Origin of the sequence: Streptomyces sp. enrichment culture, from assembly GCF_964272855.1 — a bacterium.
Taxonomy (GTDB): Bacteria; Actinomycetota; Actinomycetes; order Streptomycetales; family Streptomycetaceae; genus Streptomyces.
Genome location: NZ_OZ186847.1, coordinates 6,765,003 through 6,781,678 on the forward strand (window position 1 = coordinate 6,765,003; position 16,676 = coordinate 6,781,678).

Consider the following 16,676-nt stretch of genomic DNA (forward strand, 5'->3'; position numbering starts at 1 on the left):
CCCGCGCGGCTGCCCGCTCCGGACGCGCGCATCCCGTATGGGAAGGCGTATGGACGACCACACGCGCTTCACCGTCCGCGCCATCCGCACCCGGACCGCCCTCGTGGCGGCCGGCCTGCTGCTCGCCGTCGCCGCCCCCACCGCCTACGCCACCCTCGACGACTCCCCGGCCACCCCGCCGCGCGGCGCGCGCCCTACATGGAAACCCGGTTGTTCTTCGGCACCGAGCGGCCCGACGGCGGACCGGCCGTCACCGGGCGGCAGTTCGCCGACTTCGTCGACCGGGAGGTGACCCCGGACTTCCCCGGCGGGCTCGCCGTGCAGGAGGGGCACGGGCAGTGGCGGGACGGCGCGGCGTCATCGAGAAGGAGCGGTCGTACGAGCTGATCCTGCTGTACCCGGTGGCCGAGGCGGCGGTGGGCGACCGGAGGATCGAGGAGATCCGCCGGGACTACGAGAAGCGGTTCGCGCAGGAGGCGGTCGCGCGGGTCGACAGCCGGACGCGGGTCGACTTCTGAGCGGCTCCCGGGCAGGGTGAGCCGTGCCATGCGGGAGTCCCCTGGTGCCGTAAAACTAACGGCGCTAGTTTGGGGCTCGACGACGAGGCTCGCCGGAAGGAACGCGATGAAGGCACATGACGGCATGTACATCGACGGCGCCTGGCGCCCGGCCGCCGGAGGGGACGTCATCGACGTCGTGAACCCGGTCGACGAGCAGGTCGTCGGCCAGGTGCCCGCCGGCACCGCCCTGGACGTCGACAACGCCGTACGGGCCGCCCGCGCCGCCCTTCCGGGCTGGGCCTCCACCCCGCCCGCCGAGCGGGCCGCGCGTCTGACCGCCCTGCGGGACGGACTGGTGGCGCGGGCCGGGGAGATCGCCGAGACGGTCACCGCCGAACTCGGCTCGCCGCTGAAGTTCTCCCAGGCCGTCCACGTCGGCGCGCCGATCGCGGTCGCGGGTTCCTACGCCGAGCTCGCGGCCCGGTTCGCCTTCGAGGAGAAGGTCGGCAACTCCGTGGTCTACCAGGAGCCGATCGGCGTGGTCGCGGCGATCACGCCCTGGAACTACCCGCTGCACCAGATCGTCGCCAAGGTCGCCCCCGCCCTCGCCGCCGGCTGCACGGTCGTGCTGAAGCCCGCCGAGGACACCCCGCTCACCGCCCAGCTCTTCGCCGAGGTGGCCGACGAGGCCGGGATCCCGGCGGGCGTCTTCAACCTGGTCACCGGGCTCGGCCCGGTCGCGGGCCAGGCGCTCGCCGAGCACCCGGACGTCGACCTGGTCTCCTTCACCGGCTCCACCGCCGTCGGCCGCCGGATCGGCGCGCTCGCCGGGGCCGCCGTCAAGAAGGTCGCCCTGGAACTCGGCGGCAAGTCCGCCAACGTCATCCTGCCCAGCGCCGACCTGGCCAAGGCGGTCAACGTCGGCGTCGCCAACGTGATGTCCAACTCCGGGCAGACGTGCAGCGCCTGGACCCGGATGCTGGTCCACCGCGAGCGGTACGAGGAGGCGGTCGAACTCGCCCGGACCGCCGCCGCCAAGTACGGCGAGCGCATCGGCCCGGTGGTCAACGCCCAGCAGCAGGCGCGGGTGCGCGGATACATCGAGAAGGGCGTCGCCGAGGGCGCCCGGCTGGTCGCCGGTGGCCCCGAAGCGCCCCGCGACCAGGGCTACTTCGTCAGTCCGACCGTCTTCGCGGACGTCACCCCCGAGATGACCATCGCGCAGGAGGAGATCTTCGGCCCGGTCCTGGTGATCCTGCCCTACGAGGACGAGGACGACGCCCTGCGCATCGCCAACGGCACCGTCTACGGGCTCGCCGGCGCGGTCTGGGCGGGCGACGAGGCGGAGGCGGTCGCCTTCGCACGCCGGATGGAGACCGGGCAGGTCGACATCAACGGCGGCCGCTTCAACCCGCTGGCCCCGTTCGGCGGTTACAAGCAGTCGGGCGTGGGCCGCGAGCTCGGCAGCCACGGCCTGGCCGAGTACCTCCAGACCAAGTCCCTCCAGTTCTAAGGGAGTTCCCTCACATGGCCGTCCGTGCCGCCGTCGTGCCCGCCATCGGCGCCCCGCTGGAGATCACCGGCATCGAGCTGCCCGACCCCGCACCCGGGCAGGTCCGGGTCCGGCTCGCCGCCGCCGGTGTCTGCCACTCCGACCTGTCCCTGTCCAACGGCACCATGAAGGTGCCGCTGCCGGCCGTCCTCGGCCACGAGGGCGCGGGCACCGTCCTCGCCGTCGGCGAGGGCGTCACCCATGTCGCCCCCGGCGACGGCGTCGTCCTCAACTGGGCGCCCTCCTGCGGGAGCTGCCCGGCCTGCGCGCTCGGCGAGGTGTGGCTGTGCGCCAACGCGCTGGGCGGCATCGGCGCCGTCCACGCCCGCCGGGCCGACGACGGCACCGAGCTGCACCCCGGTCTGAACGTCGCCGCGTTCGCCGAGGAGACGGTGGTCCCGGCGAACTGCGTCCTGCCCGCCCCGGACGGGGTGCCGCTCACGGACGCGGCCCTGCTCGGCTGCGCCGTGCTCACCGGCTACGGCGCCGTCCACCACTCGGCGCGGGTCCGGGAGGGCGAGACGGTCGCCGTGTTCGGGGTCGGCGGGGTGGGTCTCGCCGCCCTCCAGGCCGCGCGGATCGCGGGCGCGTCGAAGATCGTCGCGGTGGACGTCTCGCCGGAGAAGGAGGAGCTGGCGCGGACCGCGGGCGCCACGGACTACGTCGTCGCCTCCGAGACCACCCCGCGCGAGATCCGCGCCCTGACCGGCAAGCAGGGTGTCGACGTGGCCGTGGAGTGCGTGGGCCGGGCGGTGACGATCCGCGCCGCCTGGGAGTCCACCCGGCGCGGCGGCCGGACCACCGTGGTCGGCATCGGCGGCAAGGACCAGCAGGTCACCTTCAACGCCCTGGAGATCTTCCACTGGGGGCGCACCCTCTCCGGCTGCGTCTACGGCAACAGCGACCCGGCGCGGGACCTGCCGGTGCTCGCCGGGCACGTGCGCGAGGGCCGGCTGGACCTGGGCGCGCTGGTGACGGAGCGGATCGCCCTGGACGGCATCCCGGCGGCGTTCGAGAACATGCTGGCGGGCAAGGGCGGCCGGGCCCTGGTGATCTTCTGACGTGACCGCCCCGGGTCGTTGACCGAAGGGGCCCGGGGACACCCCGGGCCCTTTTTCCTCACCGGTAACTTCACGCACGACCGTTGACCCCATACCGTCCGGTCAGTATGTTCCCCGGAACGTCCCCACCGCACCCATCGGAGTGTGCACGCATGGACACGTTCCCCCCCCGCTCAACCCTCCGCCCCCACCGCCACCGCCCTCCCCGAGGTCAACCGGCGCCGTGTGGCCACCGCGGCGGCGCTCGCCTCCGCCGTCGAGTGGTACGACTACTTCGTCTTCGGCATCGCCGCCGCCCTCGTTCTCGGCGACCTCTACTTCCCCGCCGGCAGCGCCTCCGCCGGGGTCCTCGCCGCCTTCGCCACCTTCGCCGTCGGCTTCCTGGCCCGCCCGCTCGGCGGCATCGTCGCCGGTCACCTCGGCGACAAGCGGGGCCGCAAGCCGATGCTGGTCCTCGCGCTCACCCTGATGGGCCTGGCCACCACCGGGATCGGCCTGCTGCCCACGTACGACACGATCGGCGTCGCCGCGCCGCTGCTGCTGGTCGCCCTGCGCGTCGTCCAGGGCATCGCCGTCGGCGCCCAGTGGGGCGGCGCCATGCTGCTGGCCACCGAGTACGCCCCCGAGGGCAAGCGCGGCATCTACGGCAGCGTCGTCCAGCTCGGCGTCCCGATCGGCGTGGTCACCGCCAACTCCGTCTTCCTGCTGGCCGGGGCGTTCACCTCGGAGTCGGCGTTCGAGGCCTGGGGCTGGCGGATCCCGTTCGTGGTCGGCGTGTTCGTCCTCGCGCTCGCCTGGTACATCCACGTCCGCGTCGAGGAGACCCCCGAGTTCCGGCAGGCCGAGCGGGCACTGGCCGAGAAGGAGAAGGGCGAGGAGTCCTCCCCGCTGCGCACGATCCTGCGCCATCACCTCGGCACGGTGCTGCTCGCGGGCGGCTCCTTCGCCGTCAACACCGCGACCTTCTACATCCTCATCACCGGCGTCCTCGACTACACCACCCGCGAACTCGACATGGAGCGCGGCGCGGTGCTCACCGTCTCGCTCTGCGTCAGCCTCACCCAGCTGGTGCTGATCCCCGCCTCCGCCGCGCTCTCCGACCGCGTCGGCCGCATCCGGATCTACGGCCTCGGCGCCGCGGGCATCGCGCTGTGGGCGGTGCCGATGTTCCTGCTCATCGACACCGGCTCACTGCTGTGGCTCGCGGTCGCCAGCTTCGTCGCCAGCTGCTTCCTGAGCATCATGTACGGCCCCCAGGCCGCGCTGTTCGCCGAGCTGTTCACACCGGAGATGCGCTACACCGGGGCCTCCCTCGGCTACCAGATCGCCGCGGTGTGCGGCGGCGGACTGGCGCCGTTCGTGATGGTGCTGCTGCTGGAGGCGACCGGCACCTCGATGGCGGTGTCCGGCTATGTCATCGGCCTGTCGGTCATCGCCCTCGTCTCCATCAAGGTGCTGGCGGACCGGGCACGGTCACGCTGACCCGGCGGCCCCGCCGGACCGCTCGCGGGCGGGTTCGGGTCGCGGCGAGGCCGCCACGACCCGGGCCGCCCGCCCCCGCGACCGGGACACCGCCACCCCAGCCAGGCACAGCGTCCCGCCCGCCAGCGTGAGCGGCCCCGGCACCTCGCCGAGCACCAGCCACGACATCAGCACCACCAGCGCGGGCACCGCGTACGTGGTCGCGCCCATCCGGCCGGCGGTCGTCCGGGCCAGCGCGTAGGCCCAGGTGGTGAAGGCCAGGGCGGTCGGGAAGAGGCCCAGGTAGACCATGTTGAGGGTGGCCGGCAGGGGCGCTTCGGCGGCCTCGCTCACCAGCTGCCCCGCGAACGGCAGACAGAGCACCGCCCCGACGAGACACCCGAAGGTCGTCACCTGGAGGGCGCCGGCCCGCGCGAGCGCGGGCTTCTGCGCGACCACGCCGCCCGCGTAGGCGACCGCCGCCAGCAGGCACAGCAGCACACCGAGGGCGGACGACGAACCGCCGCCGGACATCGACAGACCCACGATCACCGCACCGGCGAACGACACCGCCATCCCCGCCAGCAGCCGGGGCGGCATCGGGTCGCCGAGCAGCCGGGCGCCGAGCAGCGCGATCAGGATCGGGCCGATGTTCACGACCAGCGCCGCCGTCCCCGCGTCCACCTGCTGCTCCCCCCAGTTGAGGACCACCATGTAGACGCCGAACCACAGCACTCCGGACACCGCGATCCCGGGCCATGCCGCTCTCGGCGGCCACCCCTCCCGCCGTATGAGGCACAGCGCCCCGAGCGCCACGCTGCCCGCCAGTAGCCGCCCGAGCGCCAGCGCGCCCGGCGAGTACACCTCCCCGGCGCTGCGGATCGACACGAACGCGGAGGCCCACAGCACGACGGTGACCAGGGCCGCACCGGCGGCCAGGAAGGCGGGGCGAGAGGGTGACGGCATCATGTTTCCCGAGGCTAGGAGAGGCAGAGGGGGAGAGCTCGCGGATTTCGGACCGGGCGTCAGCGCAGCGATCCCGCCGGAATGCCCAGCGCTTCGGACAGGGCCCGCTCGCCCGTCGGCGTCACCTTCACCGCGCGCTCCGAGCCGATGCGCACGCACCAGCCCGCGTCGAGCGCGTGCCGGCACAGGGCGGCGCCCGCCACGCCGGCGAGGTGCGGGCGGCGCTCGGTCCAGTCGAGGCAGGCCCGCGCCAGCGGACGGCGGCCGGCGCGGTCCAGGTCGATACCGGCGTCGGCGAACCAGGCGAGCCCCGCGTCGGTGAGCGCGAACCCCGTGTCCCGGCGCAGCAGCCCGAGCGCGCCCAGCGCGTCGGTGACCGCGATGCCGAGGCGCCCGGCGAGATGGTCGTAACAGGTGCGGCCGCGGGCCATGGCCGAACCGGCGCCGGCCTCGCGCAGGCTCCGCGGACGGTCCGGCGCCCCCGGTGTCACCTGGGCCGCCAGGTCCTCCAGCAGCTGCGCGACGCGGGCGTCGGCCAGCCGGACGTAACGGTGCCGCCCCTGCCGTTCCTCGGCGAGCAGCCCGCCCGCGACGAGCTTGCCCAGGTGCTCGCTCAGCGTCGAGGGGGCGACGCCCGCGTGCCGGGCCAGTTCACCGGCGGTCCACGCCCGGCCGTCGAGCAGTGCCAGCAGGCACGCGGCCCGGGTGGTGTCGGCGATCAGGCCGGCGAGGGCGGCGAGCCCGGCCGCCCGGGTGTCCCTGGTGGTCATGCCCCCAGCATGCGGCACGCATGATTCGGTCCCTGCCGAACCGTGCTACGCCGGGCGCCCGACCAGCGCGAACTGCTGCGCCAGCCCGTCCAGCAGGGCGGTGAGCCCGGTTTCGAAGGCCCGCTCGTCGATCTTCTCCTGCTGCTCGGCGAGGCGGTGCGCCTGCCCCAGGTGGGGATAGTCGGCGGGGTCGTAGGCGAGGGCGTCGTCCACGAAGCCGCCGGCGAACGAGCCGAGCGCGGAGCCCATGATGAAGTACCGCATCAGCGCGCCGATGGAGGTGGCCTGCGCGGGCGGCCACCCGGCGTCGACCATCGCCCCGTACACCGCGTCGGCGAGCCGCAGCGCGGCGGGGCGGCGGCCGGGGCCGCGGGCGAGGACCGGGACGATGTTCGGGTGGTCGCGCAGGGCGGCGCGGTAGGAGACCGCCCAGTCGTGCAGCGCGGTCCGCCAGTCCCGGCCGTCCTCGAACATCGACAGGTCGACCTGGCCGCTCACGGAGTCGGCGACTGCCTCGAGGATCTCGTCCTTGGTGCGGAAGTGGTTGTAGAGCGAGGGCCCGCTCACCCCGAGTTCGGCGGCCAGCCGCCGGGTGGAGACGGCCGACAGGCCCTCCGCGTCCACGAGTTCCCGGGCCGTCTCGACGATCCGGTCGGTGCTGAGCAGGGGCTTGCGCGGTCGGGCCATGGCGCACATAGTAGGGCTGCGACTGGAAACTAGCAGTGCTAATTTAAATGTGCGACTTTCAATCTGTGACCTACGTGTGGGGTGACGCGCCATGAACCTGGAGCTCAGCGAGGAACAGACCGCCGTACGGCAGCTCGCCCGGGACTTCGTGGAGCGCGAGATAGCCCCCCACGTGGTCGCCTGGGACCGCGCCGAGGAGGTCGACCGGGGCATCGTGAAGAAGCTCGGCGAGGTCGGCTTCCTCGGGCTCACCGTCGACGAGGAGTACGGCGGCTCCGGCGGCGACCACCTGGCGTACTGCCTGGTGACCGAGGAGCTGGGCCGCGGCGACTCGTCCGTGCGCGGCATCGTCTCCGTCTCCCTCGGCCTGGTCGCCAAGACCATCGCCGCCTGGGGCAGCGAGGAGCAGAAGCGGCGGTGGCTGCCCGGCCTCACCTCCGGCGCGTACGTCGGCTGCTTCGGCCTCACCGAGCCCGGCACCGGCTCCGACGCGGGCAGCCTCGCCACCCGCGCGGTGCGCGACGGCGACGACTACGTCGTCAACGGCACCAAGATGTTCATCACCAACGGCACCTGGGCCGACGTCGTGCTGCTCTTCGCCCGCTCCACCGACGCGCCCGGCCACAAGGGCGTCAGCGCCTTCCTGGTGCCCACCGACACCCCCGGCCTGACCCGCCGCACCGTCCACGGCAAGCTCGGACTGCGCGGGCAGGCCACGGCGGAACTCGTCCTGGAGGACGTGCGCGTCCCCGCGAGCGCGATGCTGGGCGAGGAGGGGAAGGGCTTCTCCGTCGCCATGTCCGCCCTGGCCAAGGGCCGGATGTCGGTGGCGGCGGGCTGTGTCGGCATCGCCCAGGCCGCCCTCGATGCGGCCGTGCGCCACGCGGGGGAGCGCGAGCAGTTCGGCAGGACCATCGCCCACCACCAGCTCGTCCAGGAGCTGATCAGCGACATCGCGGTCGACGTCGACGCCGCACGGCTGCTGACCTGGCGGGTCGCCGACCTCGTCGATCGCGGGCTGCCCTTCGCCACCGAGGCCTCCAAGGCCAAGCTCTTCGCCTCCGAGGCCGCCGTCCGCGCCGCCAACAACGCCCTCCAGGTCTTCGGCGGCTACGGCTACATCGACGAGTACCCGGCGGGCAAGCTGCTGCGGGACGCCCGCGTGATGACCCTCTACGAGGGCACCAGCCAGATCCAGAAGCTCCTCATCGGCCGGGCGCTCACCGGGGTCTCGGCGTTCTGAGTACGTTATCTCGTCACCTCCGCCTTCACCCTCGCCAAGGTGATCCGCGACCGGCGGGACGGCGCGCGGTGCCCGACCCGCTCCGAGCGGGGCGTCTAAGCGGGCGCTCAGGTTCGGCGGTATGGTGGTGCCCCTGTCGGCGAGAGGGGCGAACGAGCGATGAGTACGGCGGAGGAGACGGCCGGCGGCGAGAGTCAGCCGTGGGGCGAGGTCACCCCGGACGCGGCCCGGCGGCTGCTGATCGCCGCCGTGGAGGCCTTCGCCGAGCGCGGCTACCACGCCACCACGACCCGTGACATCGCGGGCCGCGCCGGCATGAGCCCGGCCGCGCTCTACATCCACTACAAGACCAAGGAAGAGCTGCTCCACCGCATCAGCCGGATCGGCCACGAGAAGGCCTTGGACATCCTGCGCACGGCGGCCCGCCGTGAGGGCAGCGCGCGGGAGCGGCTCGCCGACGCGGTCGGCTCCTTCGTCCGCTGGCACGCCGGCGGACGCACCACCGCCCGGGTCGTCCAGTACGAGCTGGACTCGCTCGGCGAGGACGCCCGCGCCGAGATCCTGGCTCTGCGCCGCCAGTGCGACGACGAGGTGCGCGGGATCATCGAGGACGGTGTCGCGTCCGGCGAGTTCGACGTGCTGGACGTCAGGGGGACCACCCTCGCCGTGCTGTCCCTCTGCATCGACGTGGCCCGCTGGTTCAACGTGAACGGCCCCTGGACCCCCGACGAGGTCGGCGCGCTCTACGCCGACCTCGTGCTGAGGATGGTGGGGGTCAAGTGACCCCGGACCGGGAACTCCCGGGGTAGCACCGGGCCTCAGAGACAGTGCCGGACCTCAGAGGTAGTACCGGGACACCGCCTCGGCCACGCACACCGGCTTGTCTCCGCCCTCGCGCTCCACCGTGAAGGCGACCGTGACCTGGACGCCGCCCTTGACGTCCTCGACGCCGGTGATGGCGGCCGTGGCGCGCACCCGCGAGCCGACCGGCACGGGGGAGGGGAAGCGCACCTTGTTGCTGCCGTAGTTGACACCCATCTTCACGCCCTCGACGGCGATCAGCTGCGGCCCGAAGAGCGGGAGCAGCGAGAGCGTGAGGTAGCCGTGGGCGATGGTCGTCTTGAACGGCCCGGCCGCGGCCTTCTCCGGGTCGACGTGGATCCACTGGTGGTCGCCGGTGGCCTCCGCGAACAGGTCGATCCGCTTCTGGTCGATCTCGAGCCAGTCGCTGTACCCCAGCTGCTCGCCCACCGCCGCCTTCAGCTCGTCGACGGACGTGAAGATCCTCGGCTCTGCCATGTCCCGGCCTCTCGCTCGCACCACTCGGTCACATGCGTCCTCGCATGCCTAAGCAACTGCTTAGCATGGTGGGCCCGAAGGGACCTGTCAACGGACCGTCCGTGTGACGCGATCGGTAGGGTTCGAGGAGTGCCCCAGATTCCAGAGAAGATCCACGAGCTCACCGTCGGCCAGCTCTCCGCGCGCAGCGGCGCCGCCGTCTCGGCCCTGCACTTCTACGAGTCCAAGGGGTTGATCGGCAGCCGCCGCACCAGCGGCAACCAGCGCCGCTACAGCCGTGACACCCTGCGCCGGGTCGCCTTCATCCGCGCCGCCCAGCGCGTCGGCATCCCGCTGGCCACCATCCGCGAGGCGCTGGCCCAGCTCCCCGAGGAGCGCACGCCGACCCATGAGGACTGGGCCCGGCTGTCGGAGGCCTGGCGCTCCGAACTGGACGAGCGCATCAAGCAGCTCAACCGGCTGCGCGACCATCTCTCCGACTGCATCGGCTGCGGCTGTCTCTCACTGGACACCTGTGTGCTGTCCAACCCCGGCGACGTCTTCGGTGAACGCCTCACCGGCTCCCGCCTGCTGGCGGAGCGCCCGGGCGCCCGGCGGTCCGGCGGAACGCGTTCGTCCTGATGCCCCCGTCGCCGAACGCGATGCCCCCGTCGCCCAACGCGATGCCCCCGTTGCCGGAACTCCCCTGACGAACGGGGGTGCGGCATCCCCCAGCGCACCCCCCTGGCTACTCCCTCACGCCGACACCAGCACCCGTGTGCGCCGGGCGTACGCCAGCGCCTCCGGTGTGAGCACGGGCCGCGGTACGAGGATCCCGCAGTCCGCGCAGACCGGGCCGGACGAGGGTTCGTGGTCCAGGTCGTACTTCCAGAACAGGCGCTCCCCGCCGCACACCGGGCAGCCCGAACCCGGTTCGCGCTCCAGGGCGGCGATCAGCTTGCGCAGCACCTCGGCCAGTGGCTCGTCGGGGTGGACCCGGGGGTCGTCGCACCAGGCGACGCCGAAGCCGCCCCAGGTCAGCCGGTGCCAGTCGTCCACACTGCCCGGCCTGCGCAGTCCGTCGTGCTTCTCCTTCCTGCGGCGCTCGGCGAACTCGACCTCGTAGGCGAGCCACACCGCCCGCGCCTCCTCCAGCTCGTCCAGCGCGGCCACGAGCCGCGCCGGGTCGGGGGATCGGTCCTCGGGACCGAATCCGGCCCGGGAGCACAGATGGTCCCAGGTCGCCCGATGCCCGTAGGGGGCGAACCGTTCTAGGCACTTGCGCAGCGAGTAGCGCCGTAGCGCCAGATCGCACCGGGGGTCTCGTACCTGTCTCGCCAGACTCCGGAAACCGGCCATCGCCCTGCACCTCCGTCACACCTGCACCTGTACTTCGGTCACTGCGGCGTCGTCGTACGGACGTCGCCGAATAGACGTATCGACACGCGATTCGGCTCCCTTCCGTGGCCATCCGATGTGCGATGGGCGCCATCAACGGACCCTGTGCCACCCGAAAGTGACGCATGTTCAGCTTCGAACTCGGGGATACCGGCGGTAACCACCGGCCCACCCCTGTCGGGAGGAACTGCCATGCCACGGCGCACCCCACACAACGCGCTCGACAGACTGAGAACTCCCCGCGGATTCCCCGGGTTCCTGAAGGCCGCGTCCCTATGCGTCCTCGTTGCCGGCCTTTTGTCCCCGCTTTCCCCGGCGGCGGCGGTCCCCGAGGCGCCGGCCGCCCCGGCCGCGGCGGCGGACGACCACTGCGGCGGCCGGTGCTCCGACATCCTGCCGCCCGGCCAGAACGGCAACGCCACCCTCGCCCAGATCCTCCTCCACCAGGCCTTCGGCACCCGCCCCGCGCACACCGACGACCAGCTCGGGCCCTACGCCGACCTGGCCGGCGGCCACCAGAACCTCACCGACGCCACCCTCGGCGGCTTCTTCAACGACGCCTCCTTCGGAGTCCCCGCCGACCAGGTCGCCTCCACCGTCCGCCCCGCGGGACGCACCGACGTGACGATCGTCCGCGACAAGAAGACGGGTGTGCCGCACATCACCGGAACCACTCGCTACGGCACCGAGTTCGGCGCCGGCTACGCGGCCGCCCAGGACCGGCTGTGGCTGATGGACGTCTTCCGGCACGTCGGCCGCGGCCGGCTGACGCCGTTCGCCGGCGGCGCCGCCGCCAACCAGGGCCTGGAGCAGGAGTTCTGGCGCAACGCCCCCTACACCGAGGCCGACCTCCAGGCCCAGATCGACGGCGCGGCGGCCCGGCACGGCGAGCGCGGCCGGCAGGCCCTCGCCGACGTGAACGCCTACGTGGACGGCATCAACGCCTACATCGACGCCTCCGACGGCGGCCGCTACTTCCCCGGCGAGTACGTCCTGACCGGCCACAAGGACTCCGTCACCAACGCCGGCACCATCGAGCACTTCAAGCCCACCGACCTGGTCGCCCTGGCCTCCGTCGTCGGCGCCCTGTTCGGCTCCGGAGGCGGCGGCGAGGTGAACAACGCGCTGTCCCTGCTGGCCGCCCAGTCCCGGTACGGCGTGGCCGAGGGCACCCGGGTCTGGGAGTCCTTCCGGATGCGCAACGACCCCGAGGCCGCCCTCACCGTCCACGACGGCAGCTTCCCCTACGCCGTCAGACCCGACGACCCGCAGGGCCTTGCACTGCCCGACGCGGGCTCGGTGACACCGGAACCACTGGTGCACGAGCGCACGGGCAGCGCCACCGGACCGAGTGCCGCCGACGCCTCCGCCGGCGCGGCGGCGAACGCCGTCACCTCCGCCAGGCGGGGCATGTCCAACGCCCTCGTCGTCAGCGGCGAGCACACCGCGAGCGGCCACCCCGTCGCCGTCTTCGGCCCGCAGACCGGCTACTTCGCGCCGCAGCTGCTGATGCTCCAGGAGATCCAGGGCCCCGGCATCAGCGCCCGCGGCGCCTCCTTCGCGGGCCTCAGCTTCTACGTCGAACTCGGCCGCGGCCAGGACTACGCGTGGAGCGCCACCACCTCCGGCCAGGACGTCGTCGACACCTACGCCGTCGAGCTGTGCCAGGACGACCACCACTACCTGCACCGCGGCACCTGCGTCCCGATGGAGAAGGTGGAGCAGAAGAACGCCTGGAAGCCGACCGTCGCCGACGGCACCGCGGCCGGCTCGTACACGATGCGGGTCTGGCGGACGAAGTACGGCCCGGTCACCCACCGCGCGACCGTCGGCGGCAAGAAGGTCGCCTACACCACCCTGCGGACCTCGTACCTGCACGAGGCCGACTCGATCATCGGCTTCCAGATGCTGAACGACCCCGGCTACGTCACGGGCCCGGAGAGCTTCCAGCGGGCGGCGCAGCACATCAACTACACCTTCAACTGGTTCTACGCCGACTCCGAGCACACCGCGTACTACAACAGCGGCGACAACCCGGTGCGCGCGAGCAGCGTCGACGCCGAGTTCCCGGTGTGGGCGCGGCCCGCGTACGAGTGGCGGAACTGGGACCCGGCGACCAACACCCCCGACTACACCCCGCCCGACCGGCACCCGAACTCGATCGACCAGGACTACTACGTCTCCTGGAACAACAAACCGGCCCGCGACTACCCGTCCGCGCCCTGGGGTAACGGCCGCGTCCACCGCGGCGACCTGCTCGACGACCGGGTGGCGAGGCTGGTCGAGGCGGGCGGGGTGACCCGGGCGTCACTGGTGAAGGCGATGGCCGGTGCCGGCCTCACCGACCTGCGGGCCGAGCAGGTGCTGCCGAACCTGCTGAAGGTGATCGACAGCGCCCCGGTCACCGACCCGGCGGCCGCGGCGGCCGTGAGCAAGCTGCGGGCATGGGCGGCGGCCGGGGCCAAGCGGACGGAGACGTCGGCCGGTTCACGGACTTACGCGCACGCTGAGGCGATCCGCGTCCTGGACGCCTGGTGGCCGCTGCTGGTGAAGGCCGAGTTCGAACCCGGCCTGGGCGGCGGCCTGTACACCGCCGTCACCGCCAACCTGCCCGTCGACGAGTCCCCGTCCGCCGCGCACGGCCCGACCGGCGCGCACGCCGGGAGCGCCTTCCAGTACGGCTGGTGGAGCTATGTCGACAAGGACATCCGCACGGTCCTCGGTGAGCAGGTGCGGGGCCCGCTCGCCGACACCTACTGCGGCGACGGCGGCCTCGCCGCCTGCCGGGACACCCTGATCGGCACGCTGAAGGAGGCGGCCGGGAAGACCGCCGCCCAGGTCTACCCCGGCGACGAGCACTGCGCGGCCGGCGACCAGTGGTGCGCCGATGCGATCGTTCACCGGGCCCTGGGCGGCATCGGCCACCGCACCGTCGGCTGGCAGAACCGGCCGACGTACCAGCAGGTCGTGGAGTTCACGTCGCACCGGTGAGACACCCGGTGAGACACCCGGTCGAGGCACCAGATGAGCCCTGAGGGGCGGCGGCGGGTCAGCGGACGCGGCCCGCCGCCACCACCAGCCGCGCCAGCTCCGGGTGCAGGATGTCGCCGTGCGCGCCGGCGGGCGGCCCGCCGCGCCGGACCACGGCCGCCGCGTCCACGTTCACGCACCCGGAGCCGGGCAGCGGCTCCGACAGCGCTTCGGCGAGCGTCAGGAACCGCGTGCCGGGCACCGCCCGCAGCCCGCCGTACCCCAGCGCGCCCCACCGGTCGCGCAGGGCACGGGCCGGATCGAGCCCGACGAGCCCCTGGTCGTCGCCCGCCATCCGCGAGGCCAGCGGGTAGAACGTGCCGAGCGCCGCGTCGTGCCGGGAGTGACAGCACACCAGCGGGCCGTCGATCCGGTTCTGCTGCCCCTGCAGCACGCCTCCCGCGCGGGCGTCGTGCGGCAGCCGCGCGGCGAACGCGTAGTGCGAGAAGGCCCCTTGGAGCAGCGTCACCGACTTCACCGCCCGCACGCCCTCCGGCATCCCGCGCAGCGCGAACGACACGAGCCGCGCCCCGAAGCTGTGCCCCACCAGATGCACCCGCAGCCCCGGCGCGGCCGCCGCGAGCCGCCCGATCACCGGCCCGAGCCCCCGCTCGCCCACGGTCCCCGCGCGGCGCTTCATCGCGTAGTACGTCGCCTGCCGCAGCAGCTCCTGGGCGCCCTCCCACGGGTTGGGCAGCCGCAGCCCATCCGCCCGCTCGCCGGCCCGTGCGCGGGCGAACTCCTCGCAGACCTCCGCCACCGGCGCGGAGAACATCCGCGGCCCGTCCTGCGGCACCCCCTCGGCCAGGGTGTCCGCCGCGAACAGCCCCTGCGGGCCCGGCGGCACCACCTCCACCAGCAGCCGGACCAGCCGCCCGAACTCCTCCAGCGCCGCCTCCTGCGGCGGGTGCTGGTCCAGCAGCCGGGCGAGCCGGTCGACCACCGTCGCCCGCCCGGGGAAGGTCTCCAGCAGCGCGTGCCGGGTGACCTTGTCGAGCGCCGGGCGGGGCGGGGGGTCGTCGGCCGCCACGGAGCGCGGGAAGTCCGGGATCGGCTCGTCCGAGAACCGCATCGACGGCCACACCACCCCCGCGTACGCGATCCGCGCCCGCGGCGCGAGCCGGGGGAACGGCGCGAGGAAGGCGCTGTAGAGCCGGGTGGCGGCCGAGCGGTCGCTGTTCCAGCCGTGGGCGAAGACGACCAGGTCGCGGACGCCGCCGTCCGCGACCCGGTCGACGAGCCGGTCCCGCCGGCGCCCGTCGGCGTCTCCGTCCGCGTCGAAGGTCAGCTCCGCATAGGGAGTCACGCTCATGCCCGGATCCGCCATCGCCAGCCCCTCCGTCCCCACAGGTACGCGCCGTGGGCGCATCGTCCTGCCAACGGGGGAGGTTGGCCATATGTCACGGCCGGTCAGTACAGCAGGTATTCCTTGCGGACCGCCCGGAAGGCCGCCAGCTCCGCCTGCCAGTCCGCGACCACGTCGTCCGTGTCCGCCCCGGCGTCGATCAGCGTGCGGACCCGGGTGGAGCCGGTCAGCTTGTCGATCCAGTTGTCGGACCGCCAGGCGAAGCCCGGCCAGACCCGCCGGGCGGTCACCAGCAGCGCGATGCCGGTGCGGACGGGGTCGTAGGCGGCCCTGTCGTGGACGTGGATCTGGACGCCACCGACTGTCTTCCCCTGGAACTTGGAGAACGTGGGCGCGAAGTACGCCTCCCGGAAGCGCACACCGGGCAGGGACAGCTCGTTCGCCGCGGCGGCCCAGCGCCCGTCGATCCCCTCCGCGCCCAGCAGTTCGAAGGGGCGGGTGGTGCCCCGGCCCTCGGAGAGGTTCGTGCCCTCGAAGAGACACGTCCCGGCGTACACCAGCGCGGTGTCCGGCGTCGGCATGTTCGGGCTCGGCGGCACCCACGGCAGCCCGGTCGTGTCGTGGAACGCCGACCGCTTCCAGCCGGTCATCCGTACGACGTCCAGCGGCACGGGCGTCGTCAGGAACTCCCCGTCGAACAGCCGGGCCAGCTCCCCGACCGTCATCCCGTGCGCCTGCGAGATCGGCTCCCGGCCGACGAAGGTGGCGAACTCCTTGTGCAGCACGGGACCCTGCGCGGAGCGGCCGGTGACCGGGTTCGGGCGGTCCAGGACCACGAAGCGCTTGCCGGCGAGGGCGGCCGCCGCCATGCAGTCGTAGAGGGTCCAGATGTACGTGTAGAAGCGGGCGCCGACGTCCTGGATGTCGAAGACGACGGTGTCCACGCCGGAGGCGGTGAAGATGTCGGCGAGGGCCTGGCCGCTCTTGAGGTACGTGTCGTAGACGGGGAGACCGGTGGCCGGGTCGTCGTGGCGGCCCTCGGAGCCGCCGGCCTGGGCGGTGCCCCGGAATCCGTGCTCGGGCCCGAAGACGGCGGTGAGGTTCACCCGGTCGTCGGCGTGCATGACGTCGACGATGTGGCGGGTGTCCTTGGTGACGCCGGTGGGGTTGGTGACGATGCCGACGCGCTCGCCGTGGAGGATCGCGTACCCGTCCTGCGCGAGGCGTTCGAAGCCGGTGCGGAGGGTACGGCCCTGTGGGGCCGCGCCTGCCGTGGCCGTCGTCGTCGCGGTGAGGGCTGCGGTGGTCGCCAGGAGGGTGCGTCTGGACAGCTTCATGCGGTTACCTCCGGGGTGTGTGGAGTGCTCCCGCAGGGAGTGTCGCAGGGGTGCGGGCCGGTGGAGCCGGTCGCGCGGTTCCCAGCG

Annotated in this window: 14 protein-coding genes and 1 pseudogene; 8 read left to right on the forward strand and 7 right to left on the reverse strand. The window is 73.1% G+C overall.

The genetic code is table 11. The features are described 5' to 3' along the window. Positions 1–49 precede the first annotated feature (49 nt). The 4 genes and pseudogenes from ACSU6L_RS29945 to ACSU6L_RS29960 all read left to right on the forward strand — a co-directional run bounded on the left by ACSU6L_RS29945 (position 50) and on the right by ACSU6L_RS29960 (position 4,595). Positions 50–518, forward strand: a pseudogene (locus ACSU6L_RS29945) (DUF3574 domain-containing protein). Between the two features lie 106 nt (positions 519–624). After that, on the forward strand, positions 625–2,013 hold the full coding sequence (locus ACSU6L_RS29950; protein ID WP_437061795.1) for an aldehyde dehydrogenase family protein: 1,389 nt from the start codon (positions 625–627) through the stop codon (positions 2,011–2,013). Positions 2,014–2,027: 14 nt separating this feature from the next. Beyond that, positions 2,028–3,113, forward strand: coding sequence for a Zn-dependent alcohol dehydrogenase (locus ACSU6L_RS29955; protein ID WP_437061797.1), 1,086 nt, complete (start codon positions 2,028–2,030; stop codon positions 3,111–3,113). 225 nt (positions 3,114–3,338) lie between these two features. Beyond that, positions 3,339–4,595, forward strand: a complete 1,257-nt coding sequence (locus ACSU6L_RS29960) for an MFS transporter (protein ID WP_437061799.1) — start codon at positions 3,339–3,341, stop codon at positions 4,593–4,595. Here the strand turns inward: ACSU6L_RS29960 and ACSU6L_RS29965 are convergent. From ACSU6L_RS29965 to ACSU6L_RS29975, 3 genes are read right to left on the reverse strand one after another with little or no spacing between them, the layout of a single operon-like run. Next, on the reverse strand, positions 4,587–5,543 hold the full coding sequence (locus ACSU6L_RS29965) for a DMT family transporter (RefSeq protein ID WP_437061801.1): 957 nt from the start codon (positions 5,541–5,543) through the stop codon (positions 4,587–4,589). The two genes, ACSU6L_RS29960 and ACSU6L_RS29965, sit on opposite strands and share 9 nt — an antisense overlap. Positions 5,544–5,599: 56 nt before the next feature. Further along, positions 5,600–6,310, reverse strand: a complete 711-nt coding sequence (locus ACSU6L_RS29970) for an ArsR/SmtB family transcription factor (protein WP_437061803.1) — start codon at positions 6,308–6,310, stop codon at positions 5,600–5,602. A gap of 45 nt (positions 6,311–6,355) precedes the next feature. Continuing rightward, on the reverse strand, positions 6,356–6,997 hold the full coding sequence (locus tag ACSU6L_RS29975; RefSeq protein ID WP_437061805.1) for a TetR/AcrR family transcriptional regulator: 642 nt from the start codon (positions 6,995–6,997) through the stop codon (positions 6,356–6,358). Between the two features lie 91 nt (positions 6,998–7,088). On the opposite strand from ACSU6L_RS29975, the gene ACSU6L_RS29980 reads away from it, so the two are divergent. Continuing rightward, positions 7,089–8,240 (forward strand): acyl-CoA dehydrogenase family protein, encoded by a 1,152-nt coding sequence (locus ACSU6L_RS29980; protein WP_437061807.1) that lies wholly within the window; start codon positions 7,089–7,091, stop codon positions 8,238–8,240. Between the two features lie 159 nt (positions 8,241–8,399). Continuing rightward, positions 8,400–9,023: a TetR/AcrR family transcriptional regulator gene (locus ACSU6L_RS29985; RefSeq protein WP_437061809.1), complete on the forward strand. Its 624-nt coding sequence runs from the start codon at positions 8,400–8,402 to the stop codon at positions 9,021–9,023. A 54-nt stretch (positions 9,024–9,077) separates the two neighbouring features. Here the strand turns inward: ACSU6L_RS29985 and ACSU6L_RS29990 are convergent, their stop codons facing one another. After that, a complete protein-coding gene (locus ACSU6L_RS29990) occupies positions 9,078–9,539 on the reverse strand; it encodes a MaoC family dehydratase (RefSeq protein ID WP_437061811.1) in 462 nt (153 codons plus the stop codon). A 129-nt stretch (positions 9,540–9,668) separates the two neighbouring features. Between ACSU6L_RS29990 and soxR the strand changes: the two genes are divergently transcribed. Further along, entirely contained in the window at positions 9,669–10,160 is a 492-nt protein-coding gene (soxR, locus tag ACSU6L_RS29995) for a redox-sensitive transcriptional activator SoxR (RefSeq protein WP_437061813.1), read from the forward strand. A gap of 114 nt (positions 10,161–10,274) precedes the next feature. Here the strand turns inward: soxR and ACSU6L_RS30000 are convergent, their stop codons facing one another. After that, positions 10,275–10,877: a hypothetical protein gene (locus ACSU6L_RS30000; RefSeq protein ID WP_437061815.1), complete on the reverse strand. Its 603-nt coding sequence runs from the start codon at positions 10,875–10,877 to the stop codon at positions 10,275–10,277. 231 nt (positions 10,878–11,108) lie between these two features. On the opposite strand from ACSU6L_RS30000, the gene ACSU6L_RS30005 reads away from it, so the two are divergent. Continuing rightward, entirely contained in the window at positions 11,109–13,907 is a 2,799-nt protein-coding gene (locus ACSU6L_RS30005; RefSeq protein WP_437061817.1) for a penicillin acylase family protein, read from the forward strand. Positions 13,908–13,965: 58 nt separating this feature from the next. Here ACSU6L_RS30005 and ACSU6L_RS30010 read toward each other — a convergent pair whose 3' ends face one another. Together ACSU6L_RS30010 and ACSU6L_RS30015 are read right to left on the reverse strand one after the other, a co-directional pair. Further along, positions 13,966–15,273, reverse strand: a complete 1,308-nt coding sequence (locus ACSU6L_RS30010; RefSeq protein WP_437061819.1) for a serine-threonine protein kinase — start codon at positions 15,271–15,273, stop codon at positions 13,966–13,968. A gap of 83 nt (positions 15,274–15,356) precedes the next feature. Continuing rightward, positions 15,357–16,589, reverse strand: coding sequence for an exo-beta-N-acetylmuramidase NamZ family protein (locus ACSU6L_RS30015; protein WP_437061821.1), 1,233 nt, complete (start codon positions 16,587–16,589; stop codon positions 15,357–15,359). Positions 16,590–16,676: the final 87 nt, after the last annotated feature.